Origin of the sequence: Mycolicibacterium xanthum, from assembly GCF_019710635.1 — a bacterium.
Lineage (GTDB): Bacteria > Actinomycetota > Actinomycetes > Mycobacteriales > Mycobacteriaceae > Mycobacterium > Mycobacterium xanthum.
Window position 1 is genome coordinate 1 of the sequence record NZ_JAIFZS010000015.1, and the last position, 19,182, is coordinate 19,182.

A 19,182-nucleotide genomic window follows, 5' to 3' on the forward strand; every position below is an offset into this window, starting at 1 on the left:
AGCAGATCCGGTGGGTAGCCGGTGAGTTCGGAGACGATGCCGACGATGGTGTCGGTCATCTCATCACCACCGGCCGCCGGCGCGGCCGCCGCCGGGGCTTCGGTGGGCGCGGGAGCTGGGGCCGCAGCTGCCGGGGCTTGGGAGGCGGCGGGCACCTGCGGCACCGGTGCGGGTTGCGCCGCCGGCGCCTTCACCGGCGCAACCGGCGGCGCCGCCTTCGCCGGTGCAACCGGCGGTGCCGCCTTCGCCGGCGCGCCGGCATCGACCACCCGCAGCCGGTGCTGGACCACCTCGAGTTGGGCGTCGGCGGTGCCGGCCGCCTCCGCCAGCCAGCGCCGCCAGGCGCCCTGGTCGACGATCCGGTATTCGTACCCCAGTTCGTCGGGCGGGCGGTGCCGGCCATCAGGGACAGGAGTCCAGCGCATCAGCGTCATCGCGATCTGTGAGCCGAACCCCGCGCCCAGCCGCAGCGCGTACTGCACGGGGTAGCCGCCGCCCGTCGACAGGTTCAGCCGGCCCAGCCCCGGATCGGGCTCCTTGTAGTTGGGCACCGGCGGAACCACGCCGGTCTCCAGCGCCTTGATGGCGACGACGTCCTCCACCCCGGCGCCCATCGCATGCCCGGTGAAGCCCTTGGTGTTGGTGATCACGACGGCGTCGGCGTCGGAACCGAAAACCTCTCGCAGCGCGTGGATCTCGGCGGCAGCGCTGCCGCCGCGGGCCGGTGTGTAGGTCTCGTGGGACACGAACATCGTGTTCGCCGCGATGGCGTGCCGGTCCACCCCGCGGGCCTCGGCCTGTGCAACCAGCTTCTCCATGATCGCGCCGATGTGCCCGATGTCCAGGCGGGTGCCGTGGAAGGCGCTGTTGGCCGTGACCGTGCCGAGGACTTCGCAGATCGGTTGCAGCCCGCGTTCGGCGGCGGCATCGGCGGACTCCACGACAAAGGCCGCGGCCCCCATGCCCAGGATCATCCCGTGCCGGCGCCGGTCGAACGGCGTGGCGGCCTCCTCGGGGACGTCGTCGGTGGCGGCGGCCCCGGAGGCCAGGAACCCCGACGCCAGCCAGGGCAGCAGCGCATCGGAGCTGGCGTCGTCGGCCGACACCACGATCACCCGGCGGCAGCGGCCGCTGCGGATCCAGTCCTCGGCGACCGACACCGCCTGGGTGGTGCTCGCACAGGCGGCATTGACCTGCGTGTTGGGACCGCGAGCTCCGATGATCTCGGCGAACTGCGAGTGTCCCATCGACAGGCACCGGAAGATGAAACGGCGGTCGAACACGAACGGGTCGGTCTCGATGGCGTGCCGCAGCTCATGGATTCGCCGGTCGACCTCGGCGGCGGCCGGGTCGGCGTCGGCCATCCGGGTCCGCACCGCCTCCAGCGCGGCCAGCTGCTCGCGGTTGCCCCGGTCGGTGTAGTAGCGGTCCAGGTCATCGGCGAAGTTGCCGAGCCCGGGGAAGGCGGACGCGAAGATGACGCCGGTGTCGTCCCGCATCGACTCCGGCAACCCCCAGCGATCCGGCAGCTGGGTGCCCAGCGTCGTGGTCTTGTAGTGCATGACGAGCGGAATCCCGGCGTCGCGAAGCGCGTCGAAACCCGCTCCGATGGCGAGCCGGGTTGTCGAGTCGAGCGCGGCGTCGCGGGCGGCGTCGACCCCGAACTCGCTCACCACATCCAGCGGCGCGCCGCGGCCGGCCAGCTTGACGACCTGGGCCTCGTTGTCGATCGTCTCGAAGGTCGGGTCGCCGGAGTCGCGCTTGACCAGCCGGGTGATGTGCCGGTCGACCATCTCGCGGCGCAGCTTGTGCGGGATCGCTTCGATGAACTGCTGGCCGTCCAGGATGCGAGCGACGTTCTCGTCGTCGAAAACCCGCTCGACCCCGGGCAGGCCGAGCGCCGCGCCGGTGATCACCACCGGCGCCGCGGCGGCCGGCGGTACGGCTCCGGCCGGCATGCCGTGCTCCACAACGTCGAAAACGAGGCGCCCCAGCCGGGCGAACTGATCGTCGGTCATCGCAGTGGTCATGGGGGTCCTGTCGACGGCGGTGGTAGCCGGGGTGGCGTGGTCGGCCGTCCCGTCCGGCGCGGCGTACCCCAGCCCGGCGGCGTAGAGCCCGCACAGCGCCTGATTGAAGGAGGCGACGTCGCCGGTCTTGGGGTGGTTGGTGAACAGCGCCAGCACCCCATCCCCGTCGCTGTCGCCCAACACGTCCTCCACGAAGCCGTGCAGCGCCTTCTTGGGGCCGACCTCGACGAAAACCCTTGCCCCCGCGGCGTACAGCGTGCGCAGCCCCTCGACGAACTGGACCGGGGAGGCCACCTGGCGGGAGAGCAGATCCAGCATCGTGTCGACGTCGGCGCCGTCGGGATAGAACTCGCCGGTCACGTTCGCCACGATCGGCAGGACCGGCGGCCGAACCTCGAGCCGGCGCAGGACGGCCTTCAGCGGTTCGCTCACCGGGGCCACGATCGCGGTGTGGAACGCGTGGCTGACCGGGATCCTGTTGGCGGTGACCCCGGCGGCCCGGAACGATTCGACCGCCCGATCCACCGCGTCGGTGTCACCGCCGATGACCGCCTGGCTGGTGCTGTTCACGTTCGCGACGACGACGTAGCCGTCGGTTTCGTCGACGATCCGTTCGATGTCGGCGAGCGGGGCGGACACCGCGGCCATCGCGCCGTTGTCGCCCACCGACAGGTGCGCCATCTCCCGGCCCCGGGCGCTGACCGCTTCCAGCGCGGCGTCGAACGACAGCGCGCCCGCAGCCACCAGGGCGCCGTACTCGCCGAGGCTGTGGCCCATGACCATGTCCGGGCGCACGCCGTAGGCGGCCAGCATTCGGGTCATACTCAGATCGGTCGTCAGCACCGCCGGCTGGGTGATCTCGGTCTGCATGAGCTGCTGCTCGAGCCGCTGGGCGGTGGACTCGTCGGCGGTGTCGGCGAAAATGTACTCGGTCAACGGCTTCCCGAGCAGCGGCTCCATCACCCGGTCGGCCTCGTCGAACGTCGCCGCCACGACCGGCTCGCGTCGGCGCAGCTCGGCCAGCATGTTGACGTACTGCGAACCCTGACCGGTGTAGAGGAACGCCACCTTGCCCGGGGCGCCGCGGCCGACGAACACCCCTTGGGCGCGCAGGATCCGCCAGAGTGCCTGGTTGCCTGCCGGATTGGCGCCGCGCAGCGCCTGGACCGCCTTGGCCGCCTTGGTGGCCAGCTCGGCGGCATCGGCGTAGTCGATGGCCACCCGCACCGCCGCGGCGGCCAGCGCCGGGTCCGGGGGTGCGGGTTCGGGTGCGCGTCCGGCCGACGCCGCGGCGGCCAGTCGCTCCAATTGGGTGGCGACCTCGGCATCGTCCGCGCCGCCCACCACGGCCGCCCCGCGCAGCGGCGCCTTGCGGTCGGCCGGTGCCGGGGTCGTCGCGCCGGCGGGGGACGCGGATCGGCGCTCGACCGTCGCACCGGGGAACGACCGGCCCGCGTCGGGCGGTCGGTACCGGCCGGGCACGTACTCCTCGAGGACGGCGTGGAAGTTGGTGCCGCCGAACCCGAAGGCGCTCACGCCGGCGCAGCGCGCCCCGGACTCCGATGACGGCCACTCCCGAAGCTCGGTGTTGACCCGGAACGGGATCTCGTCCCAGTCGACGTTGTCGTTGGGGTGCTCGAAGTGCAGGCTGGGTGCCAGCACCTTCTCGTGCAGGCTCAACACCGTCTTGAACAGGCCGGCGGCGCCGGCGGCCCCCTTGAGGTGACCGATGTTCGACTTCACCGAACCCAGTGCGATCGACCCGCTCGCCGCGCCGGCCTTGCCGAACACGTCGGTCAGACTGGCCAGTTCGGTGGCGTCGCCGACCCGCGTCGACGTGCCGTGCGCCTCGACGTAACCCGCCCGCACGGGGTCGACACCGGCGGCGTGCCACGCACGCTCCACCGCCAGCCGCTGCCCGACCGGGTTCGGCGCGGTGATGCCCTTTCCGCGGCCGTCGCTGGACCCGGCGATGCCGAGCAGCACCGCATAGATCCGGTCACCGTCGCGCTCGGCGTCGGACAACCTCTTGAGGACGTAGAGGGCAGCCCCCTCGCCCATCACGAAGCCGTCGGCACCCGCGTCGAACGGGCGGGTGCCGGTCGCCGAGAGCGCGCCGATCTTGCAGAACTTCACAAATCCGGGTGCGTCCATGTTGCGGTCGACACCACCGGCGACGGCGGTGTCGAAGTCGCTGGCCTGCAACCCGCGCACCGCGGCCGACATCGCGGCCAGCGCAGAGGCACACGCCGCATCCGTGGTGAAGTTCGGGCCGCGGAAGTTGAACAGGTTGGCCACCCGGCCGGCGACCACGTTGGCGAGCTCGCCGGGCATGGTGTCCTCGGTGATCTCCTCGAAGTTCGCGGAAAAGGAGGAGTGGGTCTCGGCGAGCACGGCCTCGCGCACCTCGGGTGCCAGTGCGGCGAACGACGGGGCGGCGCCGAGTTCACGGGCGAATTCGGGAAACTCGATCCGCAGGTTGCTGCGGTGCTGCTTGTCGCCCCCGATCGCGTTGCCGATGATGACGGCGACTCGTTCCGGGTCCACCGTCCAATCCGGCCAGCCGGCATCGAGCAGCGCAGCACGGGTGCCCGCGACCGCCCACTGCTGCCCCGTGTCCATCTGGGCGCTGACCGCCGGTGGGATCGGCAGCTTCCAGGCCAGTGGCTCCCAGGTGAAGTCGCGGACCCATCCACCGATCCGCGAGTACGTCTTGTCCGGCGCCTGCGGGTCGGGGTCGTAGTACAACTCGGGATCCCAACGCTCGGGCGGGACGTCGCTGATGCTGTACTGGCCTGCCTTGATGTTGGCCCAGAACGAGGTTGCGTCGGGCGCCCCGGGCATGATTGCGGCGACGCCGACCACGGCGATCGGTTCCGGCATGGGTGTCGTCACGGTGTTCGGCCTACCTTCCGTACAGCGCGTCCGCCACGAGGTTCATGTCGTCGAGCAGACCGGACTGTGCGGCCCGCGTCCGGTCGAGCGGCAGGGTTGCGGCCAGATCCACTCCGGCGCCCGCGGCCACATCCATTCCGGCGCCCGCGGCCACATCCACTCCGGCGCCCGCGCCGGACACCCAGCGCAACCCCTCTTCGGCAACCTTCAACACGGCGTCGCGGGCGAACACCCGACTGACGGTGGCCAATGCGGCCGGCGAGAAGCGGGTGTCGGCCTTCTCGGGCAGCGTGCCGGCCGCGGCCGCGGCGGCGCGGCGGGCCAGCGCGGCGGCGCTTTCGGCATAGGCCACCAGTTCGCCCAGTCGCAGCAACACGTGCTGGTTGCGGGTCAGCCGACCCACCCGACACGCCTCCATCACCGCGGCCAGACATTCCTGCGCCAGCGCGGCCGCCGGGCCGCCACAGTCCCCGGGAACGTCCGCGAGCGCGCGCGCCGCGTCGCGGTAGTAAGCGCCGGAGGTCTTGAGGTGCTGCTGCCAGCGGTCCCGGGCGATCGTCATCTCCAGGATCTCCGAGGTCCCCTCGTAGATCATCGTGATGCGGACATCCCGCTTGATCTTCTCGACCAGGTACTCGCGGGTGTAGCCGTAGCCGCCGTGGGCCTGGATGGCCGCCTCGGCGGCGGCGTTGCCGGCCTCGGTCGCCAGGTACTTCGCGATCGCCCCTTCGGTGTTGAGGGCGCCATCTGCGCCCTCGCCGGCGTCGATGCGCGTCGCGGTCTCCTCGATCAACGCGCGCGCGGCTTCCAGTCGCACGGCGTGCGGCACGATCAGCTTGTGCGTGAAACCCTGCTTGGTCGACAGCGGCGCGCCGCCCTGCACCCGGTCGACCGAGTAGGCGATCGCTCGGTCGAGCGCCTCCCAGCCGCCGCCGAGGCCGAAGGCGGCGACCATCACCCGGGTGTAGCCGAAGACCTGCTGGGCCTGGATGAGGCCGCGGCCCTCCTCGCGTCCCACCAGGTTCTCCGCCGGCACCTCGACGTCGTCGAGGAACAGCGCGGCCGTGTTCGACAGCCGGATGCCGTGCTTGTCTTCGGGATGCGCCGCCGAGAAACCGGCCGTGCCCCTTTCCACGATGAACCAGGACGGGCCGCCGGGAGCCAGTGCCAGAACCGAGCAGACGTCGGCGATCGAGCCGTTGCTGATCCACTGCTTGCGCCCGTTGAGCCGATATCCGGTCACCTGCCCGTCGGTCTCGACCGGGGTGGCCGTCGTTTTCATCGCGCCCAGGTCACTGCCCGCCTCGGGTTCGGTCGCGCCGTAGGCGAACAGAATGCCTTCCTCGGCGATGCGGCCCAGCCACTGCTTGCGCTGCTCGGCCGTCGCGCCGATCAGGATCGGGTCGGTCCCCAGGAACGTGGCGAACACCGACGTCGCGACGCCGATGTCGATGCGGGCCAGCCGTTCGCACACCCGATACGAGTCGAACGCGCCGCCACCCAACCCGCCGTACTCCTCGGGGATGAAGACCAGGTGCACGCCCAGTTCCTCGCCGCACATCGCCCGGATGGTGTCCTCCGGACAGACGTCCTCGTGGTCGAGATCGAGCCGGCGCTCGTCCGGGAGGGCCTCGGTGACGAATTCGTCCAACGAAGCCAGCATCATGTCGAGGGCTTCGCGGTCCAGCCCTTCGGTCGCGGTCATGGCAGCCCCTACGGTTCGTGCCGATCGACGGGTTCGGGCGCCGGGTGCGGCGGTTTCGGCCACATCAGCTGCCCCGACACACCCGGGGTTGGGCGTTGATGCGCCCGGGACTGACGATGAGCGAGGGTTGCTGCGACCGATGTCGTCGGCCCCATGGGATAACGAAACCGCTCGATCGTCGACGGCAAGATCGCACTCGACCACCACCAGGAATGCACGAGTGGCTGTCCCACCCCGTTTGGTCCCCTATGTCCTGCGTATGCGAACGTAGTTCGGGTTCGACGTCGTCGCGGGATTTTCGAGAACTTGCCCCCGGGAACAATCAAGCGGGGAATCGGACGGTGCTGCCGGGGGTCAGCCGCTGAACCTGGCCGTGGCACTCCACGTCGATTCCGCCGATGCCCCGTGGTTCCACGCTGACGATCACGCCCTTGCCGCTGACCCGCAGGTGCAGGTGCAGGCCGCGGTAGTGGATGGGCACCGACAACTCGCCGAGCGTCTGCGGCCAGTGCGGGGAGAGGATGATCCGGTCGGCGCGGGTCTCCATGCCGGTGAAACACCGCTGCATGAGGTCGACACTGCCGGCCATCGCCGCAAGGTGGATGCCCTCGGATGTGGTGCCGCCCTGGATGTCGTCGATGTCAGAGATCAGCGCCTCCCGGAAGAACTCCATTCCGCGTTCGCGGTTGGCCCTGGTCAACACCCAGCTGTGCACCACGCCCGACAGCGTCGAACCGTGCGAGGTCCGCGCCATGTAGTAGTCCACCATCGCCGGAATCTGCGCGGGGGCGAACCGGTAGCCGAGCCGTTCGAGCACCTCGCTCAACTCGGTTCCCGACATCAGATAGAGCAGCATCAGCGCATCGGCTTGCTTGGATGCCTGGTAGCGGTTGACGTCGTCACCCTCCGCCTCCAGGATGCGATCCAGGCGCTGGATGTTGCCGTACTTGTCGCGATAGTGGTCCCAGTCCAGTTCCGCGAGGTCGCCGTAGCCCTCGAACTGGCTGATCACGCCGGCGTGGAAGGGGACGAACATCCGTCGACTCACCTCGTCCCAATGCGCCAGTTCATCGTCGCCCAGACGCAGGTTGTCCCGGAGGTCGAGCCGGTTCGGGAGTGGCATCAGTTCCAGGGTTTCGAACACCTTCATGATCACCCACACCGCCATGACGTTGGTGTAGGCGTTGTTGTCGATGCCGTCGTAGGGTGCGTCCGGGTATCCGGAATGGAACTCGTCGGGCCCGATGACGCCGCGGATGCTGTAGCGGTCGCGCTCCTTGTCGTAGGTCACCCTGCTGACCCAGAAGCGGGCGATCTCGACCAGCATCTCGGCGCCGTAGTCGATCAGATACGCGAGGTCCCCGGTGACCTGGTAGAACGTCCACGCGTTGTACGCGACAGCGATGCCGATGTGGTGCGCGCGAGCGCTCGCGTCAGGGTTCCACCGCCCGCTGCGCGGGTTGAGGTGCAGTCGTTGACTTTCTTCGCGCCCATCGCTGCCGGACTGCCAGGGAAACATCGCACCGGAGTAGCCGGCCGCACGGGCGGCATGGCGGGCTTCGGGCAGCCGACGATGCCGATACCGCAGCAGGGAGCGGGTGATCATCGGCAGTCGAAGGTTGAGGACCGGAAAGATGAACAGCTCGTCCCAGAAGATGTGCCCGCGATAGGCCTCGCCGTGCAGACCGCGCGCCGGCACCCCGACATCGAGGTCGGCGCAGTTGGGTGACACCGTCTGGAGCAGTTGCAGCATGTGCAAGCGCAGGATGCGCAATTCGTCTGTGAATTGGTCGAACTCGATCGAGGAGCGCTCCCAGAGATGGTTCCAGGTGCTCAGGTGTCCCGCCAGCACATCACTGAAGCTGCCGAGTCGGCCCAGCCAACGCTGGGCTGCCTCGGCGGGCTCCGAAATCCCGACATCGCGGCCGGTGAACAGGGTCACCACCTTCTCCGCCGTCAACGACTCACCCATCGACAGCTCCGTGGCCATGTCATGGCCGATTTGCCCGTCCTGATCCACCGGTCGGCGGGTGACAGAAGCGTCCCGCCCCGGCTGTTCACCTCCAGCAGTCGGGGTCTCACCGCGCCGCAGCGTGGTTCGCGCAGCGAGCGCGATGGGGATTCGTGATTGCGTCGTCTCGACCGCCAGAAGCACCGAATCCTCGGAGATTTCACGCTTGTCCAGCACGCGCAGATGCTCGTCGGCCAACTCCCGGTAACGCTCGACCAACGAGTTGCGGACATTGCCGTCCAGCGTCGATCGGATCTCGACCCGGCCGGACCAATCCTCGGCGACGATCGTGGTCGTCAGCGCAGCGACGTGCGGCATGTGCATGGCGACGAATCGTTGCTGGTTCAGCGAAGTGGTCCGGCCGGCGTCGTCGCGGAAGCGTACTTCCCTGGTCAGCACGGCGCCGCGGAGGTCGAGCGATTGCCGATAGGACAACACGGTGACATGGTCGATGCAAAACCACTCGCCGCCGTCGATCCGGAACGTCAGGGGGAGCCAGTTCGGTAGGTTCACCAGGCTCTCGTTGTCGATGGTCACACCCGATACGTCGTCGAACAGACGGTTGTAGACCCCGGCGGCATAGGTGCCCGGATAGTGCACCTGCCCGGCCTTCGACTCCGGTGCGGCGCCTCTGGTGGCGAAGTAACCGTTTCCCACGGTGCACAACGCCTCGCGCAGCTTCTCGCTGGCCGGGTCGTACCCCTCGTAGGTGAAATGCCAAGCATCGACGTCGATCTCATGCTTGTAGGCCATCCATCGAGACCCCAGATCGAGTATCTCCCGGACCTGTTCGGGGCCGTCCAGGGTGTAGCGGGCGGCCGTTCTTCGGTCGCCGTCCTCGTCGTGGCGCACAACGATCCCGACGCCGTTGAATTGGACCGCGTCGAATGCATCCTCGTCGGCCGGATCGCCGCCGATGTAGATGGGGAGAAGGGGTTTCGATGCGTTGATATGGGATCGGATCCATGCCAGCGTGGTGGCCGTGTCCCAGTCGACGTTCGGCCGCAACTCGACCAGCCTGCGCCCGTTGACCACTCGCAGGGTCCTTCGCTGTCCGAGCCGGTGCGCGGTCGCGACGACCTCGCCGACGTGCTCCGATGCCACGTCACCGATGTGCACCGCGACGGCGAGCCGCTTGTGCTCGACTCGCACTCCCGGGATCTGTCCGATGGCATCGCGCAGTTCGGCGGCCACCTCCCCCAGCACGGGCGTCATGGCCGCCGCCTCGGCGTTCTCGTAGTGACTGCCGTCGGGCCCGGCCAGATCCAACCCGTGGCCGCCCGCATACCAGACACCCGGTATGCCCACCCGCTCGCGAACATCGGCGAGATCGCGACCGCTGATGACGACAACGGGGGACACCCGAGCAAGTCGCTGCAGCCCCTCGGCCACTCCTTCTACCAGCGTGGCCGCGGCCGGATCCGAAACGTACCGGGACAGCACTCCGTCGAAGTTGAGGATCACCACCGACTCCCGGGCGCCGGCAAGGGTGGCCAGCTGGCCGTACGCATGCAGCACATTCGGAACTGTCGATATCCGCTTGCCGCCGGTGCGCACGGCGATATCGGCGAGATCGGCGACCAGGACGTCGGCGCCCCGTTCGAACAGCCGGTCGGCGTCCCCGGTCCAGTTGGCACCGACGACGAGGGCGAACCCGGCATCACGGCCCGCGGTCACGCCCTCCTCGGTATCTGCGATGAGGATCGAGCGTTGCGCAGGCACGCCGAGCGTGTCGGTGGCCTCCAACAGGTGTTTGGTCCTAGCCAGGACGGCCAGGCCCGGGTTCCCGGCGATCTGGAGCCCCTCTGCCGCTGAACCGTCGATACAGACATCGAACAGGTCCGCAAGGCCGGCGGACTTCAACACCTGCTCGCAGACGAGGCCGGACGCGTGGACCGCCGTGGCGACACCGATGCCGCGCAGCCTTCGCGCCAGGGTGACGATGGCCGCGAACCGCGGCACACGCTCGCTGAGCGCATCCAGATACAGGCTCCGGTGACGATTGGCCAGCCCGTATATCGTGTCTTGTCCGGTCTCCGACGGCCCGCCGGGGGGAAGCGAGATCCCCCGCGAAGCAAGGAATTCGGCGATCCGGTCGGAGCACGGCTTCGTTTCGTCCAGTCGCTGGTAGTCGTCATCGGTGAAGAGGGAGCGGTCCTCGCCCTCGTGCGGGGGACGTCGCGTCAGAAAATCGTTGAACAGCGACGCACACGCCGCGCGCTGAACGGAGGCGGCTTCGGACAGCAGTTCGTCGAGGTCGAAGATCACCGCGTCGTGGTAGCGCGGGTCGACGGCGGTTGGCAGCTGCATGGTCAGGCGCCTCGCGCGTAACGGTCTGCCGACGGAAACATCTCGCCCAACGAGGTGTTCTCACTGCCGACCGGCGGCACATCCTCGATACCGACCCCGTCGGAGAGACGCACGTACTTGTTCACTACCAACCCTCGCCAGCCTTTCAAGCGGCCCATACCATGCACGCCGACCTCGATGTCCCAAATAGCCCGGACCGCAGGACTTCCCCATCCTGCGCCCGTTGTGTTTCTGCGCCGTACGCACCGCAGCGTAGTGATCAGCCGACCCGCCTACACTCAAAATCCGACGATGGGTTCCGCGCAAAGGCCTTCTGTCCGCGCATGGGAGTTGTCGATCGCCGAGTCCGTCACCAGCCGCCGTGGGTGCCCAGATCGGCGTCGCGGACCGCGCTCACGTAGTCTGCGCGCCCGCGCGCTGTCCGGTCCTCGGTGGCGGGTATCGCGAGCAGTCCGCGGACCTCGTCGAGGGAGGTGTAACCCTTCCGCTGCATCCAGCTTCGTAGCCCGTCGAGCAGCACGGCCGCGTGTCGGGTGCCGTGGCGCAGCAGCGCCGATGCGGACTGGACGACGTCCGCTCCGGCGAGCAGGTACTTGATCACGTCGGTCGCGGTGTCGACTCCGGTGGTGGCGGCCAGCGACGCGCGTACCCGACCGTGCAGCAGTGCGATCCACGTGAGTGGCAGGCGGGATTCGGCCGGCGTCGAGAGCGTCACCTCGGGGACCGTGGTCAGAGTCTCGCAGTCGATGTCCGGCTGCAGGAACCGGTTGAACAGCACCAACCCGTCGGCGCCGGCCTCATCGAGGCGCTGCACCATCTCGGCGGTCGCGCTGAAGTACGGGCTGAGCTTGATCGCGACCGGCACCGTCACCGCGTCCTTGACCAGTCGCAGCACGTCGACGTGGCGTTGCTCGACCTCGCGGCCGTCGACGGCCGGGCTGCCCGGTAGGTAGTAGATGTTCACCTCGATCGCGGCGGCGCCGGCGTCCTGCATGGAGCGTGCATAACGGGCCCAGCCACCGGTTGTGGTGCAGTTCAGGCTGCCGATGACGGGGACCTGCACGGCGCTCGCGGCACGCTCGAGGAGGTTCAGGTACCGGTTCGCGCCGTGGTCCTCCTCGACGGCGGCGGGGAAGTAGGTCAGCGATTCGGCGAAGCTCTCGTTGCCCTGGGCGACCAGCCGGGCATTGCGTTCGGCTTCGTGGCGAAGTTGCTCCTCGAACAGCGAATAGAGCACGACGCCGCCGACGCCGGCGTCGGTTAGGCGGCGGACGCCGTCGAGCGTGCGGCTCAACGGGGAGGCCGAGGCGAGCAGCGGATTGGTCAGGGTGAGCCCGAGGTACCGGGTGGACAGGTCCATCAGCGCTCCTTGCGGGTGTCGGCCAGGAACTCGTGCGGCTCGGCTGAGGCCATACCCTCGTAGGTGTTCCAGCGCTGGATCACCGACTCCTGCGCGAGCGCCGTGAGCCGCTCGGCCTCGTCCGGATCGGCGTTCGCCAGGCTTCGGAAGCGCAGCTCCTGCTCGCGGTAGTCGGCGAGCGGGATGCGCGGGCGGTGCGAGTCCAGCAGGAACGGGGTCTTCCCGCTGCCCCGCAGCATCGGGTCGTAGCGCAGCAACGGCCAGTGCCCGCTGGCCACGGCGCGGTACTGCTGGTCGAGCCCGTGGCGCATCTCGACGCCGTGCGCGATGCAGTGGCTGTACGCGATCACCAGCGAGGGCCCGTCATAGGACTCGGCCTCCCGGAACGCCTGCAGGGTCTGCTGCGGGTCGGCCCCCATCGCCACCCGGGCGACATAGACGCTTCCGTACGCGATCGCCTGCAGCGCGAGGTCTTTGCGCGGCACCGACTTCCCGCCCGCCGCGAACTTGGCCACCGCGCCCAGCGGGGTCGACTTCGACATCTGCCCGCCGGTGTTGGAGTAGACCTCGGTGTCGAGCACCAGGACGTTGACATTGCGGCCGCTGGCCAGGATGTGGTCGAGTCCGCCGGACCCGATGTCGAAGGCCCAGCCGTCGCCACCGACGATCCACACGCTGTGCCGGATCAGGTTGTCGATGACGCTGCGCAATTCGTCGGCGGCTCCGGGCTCGAGCCGGTCCAGGCGCGCCGCGAGTTCGGCCACCCGTGCGCGTTGCGCCGCAAGCTCGGATTCCCGCAGTTGGGGGGCGGCGAGGACCTCGTCGACCAGATCGGCGCCGAGCACGTCGCGGTGTCTGTCGATCAGGGTGCGGGCCTGTTGGGTATGCGTGTCGGCGGCCAGTCGCATGCCGAGACCGAACTCGGCGTTGTCCTCGAACAGCGAATTGGACCACGCCGGCCCCCGTCCGTCGGCGTTGGCGGTCCACGGGGTGGTGGGCATGTTGCCGCCGTAGATCGACGAGCAGCCCGTGGCGTTGGCGACCATCAGCCGATCGCCGAACAGCTGGGTCAACAGTTTGAGGTACGGCGTCTCCCCGCAGCCCGCGCACGAGCCGGGGAACTCGAACAGCGGCTGCAGGAACTGGGTGCCCCGCACGGTGCCGAAATCCACCCGGGACCGGTCGTTGGTCGGCAGCGCCTCGAAGAACGCGACGTTCTCCCGGCCCGCGTCACCCGAGGGTTCCCGGGGCGCCAGGTTGATCGCCTTGACGGTCGGACTACCCGGGGTGACGGCCGGACACGCCTCCACGCACAGCCCGCACCCGGTGCAGTCTTCGGCGTAGACCTGCAGGGTGTAGCGGGTGCCGGGCAGGCCGACGGCGTCCAGCGGCGCCGACGGGAACATCTCCGGAGCGGCCGCCAGCCGGTCCTGCTGGTAGAACTTGGCGCGGATCACGCTGTGCGGGCAGACGAAGCTGCAGTTACCGCACTGGATGCAGCTGTCGGGGTCCCACGCCGCGACGAGATCGGAGATGTTGCGTTTCTCGTAGGCGGAGGTACCGCTGGGGTAGGTGCCGTCGACGGGCAGCGCGCTGACCGGCAGCGCGTCGCCGCGACCGGCGATCATCTCCGCGGTCACCTCCCGGACGAACGCCGGGGCGCTGTCCGGGATGACCGGCGCCGGGTCACGCGTCGCGCTGACCCGGTCGGGGATCTCCACCCGGTGCAGCCCGTCGATGGCCTGGTCGACCGCCGCGAGCTCGCGGCTGACCACGTCGGCCCCGTGGTCGGCGTAGGTCTTGGCGACGGCGTCTTTGATCTTGGCCAGCGCCCTGTCGCGGGGCAGCACATCGGAGATCGCGAAGAAGCAGGTCTGCAGCACGACGTTGATCCGGCCGGCCAGGCCCACGTCGCGGGCGATCTTGTTGGCGTCGACCGTGTACAGCCTGATCCGCTTGTCGATCAGTTGCTGCTGCACGGTGCGGGGCAGTGCGTCCCAGACGGCGTCGGGAGAATGCCTGCAGTTGAGCAGCAGCACCGCGCCGGGCGCCGCCCGGCCGAGCACGTCGACGTGCTCCATGAACCGGAACTGATGGCAGCCGACGAAGTCGGCCTGACCCACCAGGTACGGGGCCCGAATCGGTTCGGGCCCGAACCGGAGGTGCGAAACGGTCTGCGAGCCGGACTTCTTCGAGTCGTAGACGAAGTAGGCCTGCGCGTAGATGTTCTCCTCCCCGCCGAGGATCTTGATCGTGTTCTTGTTGGCGCCGACGGTTCCGTCGGAGCCCAGGCCGAAGAAGACCGCGCGGGTGGTGTCGGTGGACTCGATGTCGAACGCCGGGTCATAGGCGAGGCTGGAATCGGACACGTCGTCGTCGATGCCGACCGTGAAGTGCCGCCTGGGCCGTTCCCGGGACAGTTCGTCGAACACCCCGGCGACCATGGCGGGGGTGAACTCCTTCGACGACAGGCCATACCGCCCGCCGCACACCCGCGGCAGATGGGACCGTTCGCCGTCGGTGTAGGCCGTGCTGAGCGCGGCGACGACGTCCAGATAGAGCGGTTCACCCTCGGACCCGGGTTCCTTGGTGCGGTCGAGCACCCCGATCGTGCGGACGGTCGGCGGCAGCGCGCCCAGCAGCGCCTCGGCGGGAAACGGTCGATACAGCCGCACCTGCACGACGCCGACACGTTCGCCGCGTTCGCACAGCGCCGTCACGGTCTGCGCGACGGTCTGTCCGCCGGAGCCCATCAGGATCAGCACCCGTTCGGCCTGGGGGTGGCCGGTGTAGTCCACGATGTGCATGTGGCGGCCGGTCCGCTCGCCGAGCCGGGCCATCATCTCCTCGACCACGGCCGGCACCCGGGCGTAGAACGGGTTGACGGACTCGCGCGCCTGGAAGTAGGTGTCCGGGTTCTGCGCGGTGCCGCGGACGAACGGCCGCTCCGGCGACATGCCGCGGGCGCGGTGTTCCCGGATCAGGTTCTCCGGCACCAACGCCCGCAGGTCCTCGTCGTCGAGCAGGTCGATCGTGTTGAGCTCGTGGGAGGTGCGGAACCCGTCGAAGAAGTGCACGAACGGAACCCGGGTCCGCAGCGTCGCCGCCTGCGCCACCAGCGCCAGGTCGTGTGCCTCCTGGACCGACGCGGACGACAGCAGCGCGAACCCGGTCTGGCGCAGGGCCATCACGTCGGAATGGTCACCGAATATCGACAACGCCTGGGCCGCCAGCGAGCGCGCCGCGACGTGCATCACCGCCGAGGTGAGCTCGCCGGCGATCTTGTACATGTTCGGGATCATCAGCAGCAGGCCCTGCGACGAGGTGAACGTCGTCGCCAACGCCCCGCCCTGCAGCGCGCCGTGCAGCGCGCCGGCGGCGCCGCCCTCGCTCTGCATCTCCATCACGGACGGGACGGTTCCCCACACGTTGGGGCGCTTCCGGCTGGACCATTCGTCGGCCAGCTCGGCCATCGGCGAGGACGGCGTGATCGGGTAGATGCAGCACACCTCGTTGAGCCGGTAGGCGACCGATACGGCCGCCTCGTTGCCGTCCACCGTGACCCGGGTCATGTCGGCTCCTCGATCATGTCGATGGCATGGACCGGGCACTGCTCGAAGCACGCCGCACAGCCGGTGCATTTGTCGTAGTCGTACCGGTAGCGGTGTCCTGTCCCCAGCTTGATCACCGCGTCCTCGGGGCAGGCGCCCAGGCAGCCGTCGCACTCGAAACAGTTGCCGCAGGACAGGCATCGGCCCGCCTCGAACACCGCGGCATCGGCCGACAAGCCGCCGACCACCTCGTCGAACCCGGTCACACTCTGGTCGGCGGGGAGTTCGGGCTGGGTGCGCCGGGTTGCGTCACCGAAGTACCACAGGTGCAGTTGGTCGAAGCCGACGACCGGGTGTTTGGCAACCGGCTCGACGTGGTCACCGCGCAGCCAGGCGTCGATGTGGCGCGCGGCCTTCTTGCCGTGCCCGACGCCGACCGTCACGGTGCGCTCGCTGGGCACCATGTCGCCGCCGGCGAACACCCCGGGGCAGCCGGTCATCAGCGACGACGACACCCGGACGCTGCCGTCGCGTTCGAACTCCACGCCCGGCAACGTCCGCATGAACGCCGACTCGGTCTCCTGGCCCAACGCCATGATCACCGTGTCGGCGGCGAGGGTCTCGAAATGCCCGGTGGGCCGGGGACGCCCCGACTCGTCCAGTTCCATCACCTCGACCTGAAGCTCCGGGCCGTCGAAGGCGGTGATCGTGCGCAACCAGTTGATCCGCACGCCCTCCCGCTCGGCCTCCTGGGCCTCCTCCTGGTGGGCGGGCATCTGCGCACGGGTGCGGCGGTAGATGATGACCGCATCGTCGGCGCCGAGCCGGCGCGCCACCCGCGCGGCGTCCATCGCGGTGTTGCCGCCGCCGTAGACGGCCACGTGGTGGCCGATCTCCGGCCGCTCACCGGTGGCGACGGCGCGCAGGAAGCTCAACGCATCCAACATCGGCCCGGCGTCGCGGGCCGGGATGTCGACACGTTTGGCCAGGTGCGCCCCGACAGCGACGAAGACGGCGTCGAAGTCGCCCTCCGCCCGTTCCGCGGCGAGGTCTTCCACCCGGTGATCGCAGGTGAACCGAACCCCCAGCGCGGCGATGCGCTGCACCTCGGCGTCGAGGACATCACGGGGGAGCCGGTAGTTGGGGATGCCATAGCGCATCATGCCGCCGGGTTCGGCGCCGGAATCGCGAACCTCGACCTGGTGCCCCAGTCGGGCCAGATGGTAGGCGGCCGACAGTCCGCTCGGTCCGGCGCCGACCACGAGCACCCGCTTGCCGGTCGGCTGCGCCGGCGGCTCGAACTGCCAACCCTGTTCGCGCGCGGAATCACCGAGGAACCGCTCCACCGAATGGATGGACACCGCGGCGTCGAGATCGGCACGATTGCAGACCGATTCGCACGGGTGGTAGCAGACCCGACCGTGGATCGCGGCGAACGGATTGTCGGAGACGAGCTGGCGCCACGCCTGCTCGAGCCGGCCGGCTCGAGCGTGGCTGAGCCAGGCTTGGATGTTCTCACCCGCCGGGCAGCCGGCATTGCACGGCGGCAGGAGATCGACGTAGACCGGTCTGCGGTCGCGGACGGGCCCGGCGCGGGACCGATCGCGCAGCAGATCCGGCAGGGGAGTGATGTCCAGCGGCGGCCCGGCTGCACCGGCACCGAAGTCGTCGCCGCTCGCGTTGGCGGTCATTGGCTTCACAATATGGCCACACCGACTGCGTGGCCACCGTTATGGCGCGGTAGCCGGCGAAGTGGCCGACTCGATCGATTCCTCGGGCAGAGCCGAGGGGTATCCGTTGCGTTCAACGAGTCCTGGAGGAATCGCGGCAATTGCAGCCGCGGTCGGCGACCGTCAACTCAGTGGTGAGGTATCCGTGATGCCTTCGGAGACCTCGTTGGCGATCCACTTGCACATCCGCCGGACCGGCTCCATCCCGTCGTGGGCCAGGCCGATGAGTGGGCCGTTGTAGAGGGCGTTCCCGAGTGTCACCAGCCGCTGCGCGCCATAGAAGGGAACGACATCCTGCAATTGCGCTTTCAGGCTCTCCGGCCAGACACCGATCGTCTGCGTGTAGGCATCGATGCCGAGGAGAACATCGTCGATGGTCTCGCACGGGACGAAATTCGCGGTGCGGTCGGCGAGATAGGCAGCGAAATCGACTTTCCGTGGCAGCTTGGAGACGATCATCGCGCCCTCGCCGCGCTCACCGCCGATGACCTCGTACCAGTCGTCGTCGAGCCGCAGCGCGTCCACATGTGACTTCAGCTCTTTGTCGTATGACTTCGGCATGACGCTGAATGTGCTCGGCAGTTCCATGATCGCGTCATAGGTGTGTTTCGCGAGTTCGGTCATCCGCTCGACGCCGTCCTGATGGGATCCCGTCAGCACGTAGGTCACGCGCGAACTCGCACAGCCGGCCTGATTGGCTCCACCGATATCGATCGCGAGACGCGATGCCGCCTCCTTCATCTGCTGCTCGTCGTCGAGAGCTTCCGGCCCGACCACGCTGATGCTCGTCTTGGGATCGAGCGAGATGAGTTCGAGGCCCGGCTGGATGTACTTCGTAACGTGCTTGATGCCGGCGAATCCACCCCAGGCGATGATCTTCTCGACGTTATGGGGCTGGAAGAGCTTCTCCTCCACGGCAGCGTCGCCACCTTGCCAGTATGCGACGGCAAAATGTTTGGTGAGCGGGTGATCGGGTGCCATCTCACACATCGTTTTGCCGAGCGCAGCGGATGTGAACGGGTCGTTCGACGGCGCCTTGATGATGCAGTCACTGCGCGATATAGCGCTTCGCAGCAACGTCAGGAGGCCCAATCCGGGTCCATTGCCGGCGACGATGTGCACTCCTCGGGAGCCGAATGCCCGCACCTTGATGATGACACCGTCGATCAGTCGGTGCTCGACCCAGCCCTCGAGATAGTCCAGCCCGACGCTCTTCTCGGCGACCTGGCGGACCTTGTCGCGTTCAAAGAAAGTGGTGAAACCGCTGTATCCCAGATCGACGAGCTCACGCGGTACCGGTGCGACGTCGTAGGTGAGTTCGCGCGCCTGCTGCATGTGCTCGTTGCTGTTGATGTCGAGCCGCTTCCCCAACTCCTCCAGGTAGTCGAGGATGTCGTCGAAGCTCAGGTCGTAGAGATCGGCCATGTCGCCGGGGGAGGCCAGCGGCAACCGGTCGACGAACTTCCGCGGGTCGGGCGCCATGAAGGTCAGGCCTCCGGCGCGGCCCGGGTATTCGATCAGATCCGAGTCGACGACCTCGCCACGGATGACAGCGTGTGCGACGGGGTTGATCATATTTCCCACCTCAGT

The 19,182-nt window shown here is 68.7% G+C and carries 7 protein-coding genes; all 7 read right to left on the reverse strand.

The genetic code is table 11. The features are described 5' to 3' along the window. The coding region (locus JDV09_RS08810; protein ID WP_221368749.1) for a type I polyketide synthase at positions 1-4,925 on the reverse strand (4,925 nt) is incomplete at its 3' end. Positions 4,926-4,935: 10 nt separating this feature from the next. Next, positions 4,936-6,630: an acyl-CoA dehydrogenase family protein gene (locus JDV09_RS08815; RefSeq protein ID WP_221368750.1), complete on the reverse strand. Its 1,695-nt coding sequence runs from the start codon at positions 6,628-6,630 to the stop codon at positions 4,936-4,938. A gap of 322 nt (positions 6,631-6,952) precedes the next feature. Beyond that, positions 6,953-10,951 carry a trehalose-phosphatase gene (gene otsB / locus JDV09_RS08820; RefSeq protein ID WP_221368751.1) on the reverse strand — a complete coding sequence of 1,333 codons (3,999 nt, stop codon included), beginning with the start codon at positions 10,949-10,951 and terminating at the stop codon, positions 6,953-6,955. A gap of 349 nt (positions 10,952-11,300) precedes the next feature. Then, entirely contained in the window at positions 11,301-12,311 is a 1,011-nt protein-coding gene (locus JDV09_RS08825) for a dihydroorotate dehydrogenase-like protein (RefSeq protein WP_221368752.1), read from the reverse strand. Next, entirely contained in the window at positions 12,311-15,883 is a 3,573-nt protein-coding gene (gene nifJ, locus JDV09_RS08830; RefSeq protein ID WP_221368753.1) for a pyruvate:ferredoxin (flavodoxin) oxidoreductase, read from the reverse strand. Before nifJ ends, JDV09_RS08825 begins: the two co-directional genes overlap by 1 nt. After that, on the reverse strand, positions 15,880-17,553 hold the full coding sequence (locus tag JDV09_RS08835) for an NAD(P)-binding protein (protein ID WP_221368754.1): 1,674 nt from the start codon (positions 17,551-17,553) through the stop codon (positions 15,880-15,882). Before JDV09_RS08835 ends, nifJ begins: the two co-directional genes overlap by 4 nt. A gap of 162 nt (positions 17,554-17,715) precedes the next feature. Then, the gene (locus tag JDV09_RS08840) at positions 17,716-19,167 is read right to left on the reverse strand and encodes an acyl-CoA reductase (RefSeq protein ID WP_221368755.1); all 1,452 of its coding nucleotides are present in this window, start codon (positions 19,165-19,167) and stop codon (positions 17,716-17,718) included. Positions 19,168-19,182 lie beyond the last annotated feature (15 nt).

Bases quoted from the DNA above. Each gene is read 5' to 3' on its own strand.
- JDV09_RS08815 (WP_221368750.1), bottom strand. From the start codon at position 6,630: ATGACCGCGACCGAAGGGCTGGACCGCGAAGCCCTCGACATGATGCTG.
- otsB (WP_221368751.1), bottom strand. From the start codon at position 10,951: ATGCAGCTGCCAACCGCCGTCGACCCGCGCTACCACGACGCGGTGATC.
- JDV09_RS08825 (WP_221368752.1), bottom strand. From the start codon at position 12,311: ATGGACCTGTCCACCCGGTACCTCGGGCTCACCCTGACCAATCCGCTG.
- nifJ (WP_221368753.1), bottom strand. From the start codon at position 15,883: ATGACCCGGGTCACGGTGGACGGCAACGAGGCGGCCGTATCGGTCGCC.
- JDV09_RS08835 (WP_221368754.1), bottom strand. From the start codon at position 17,553: ATGACCGCCAACGCGAGCGGCGACGACTTCGGTGCCGGTGCAGCCGGG.
- JDV09_RS08840 (WP_221368755.1), bottom strand. From the start codon at position 19,167: ATGATCAACCCCGTCGCACACGCTGTCATCCGTGGCGAGGTCGTCGAC.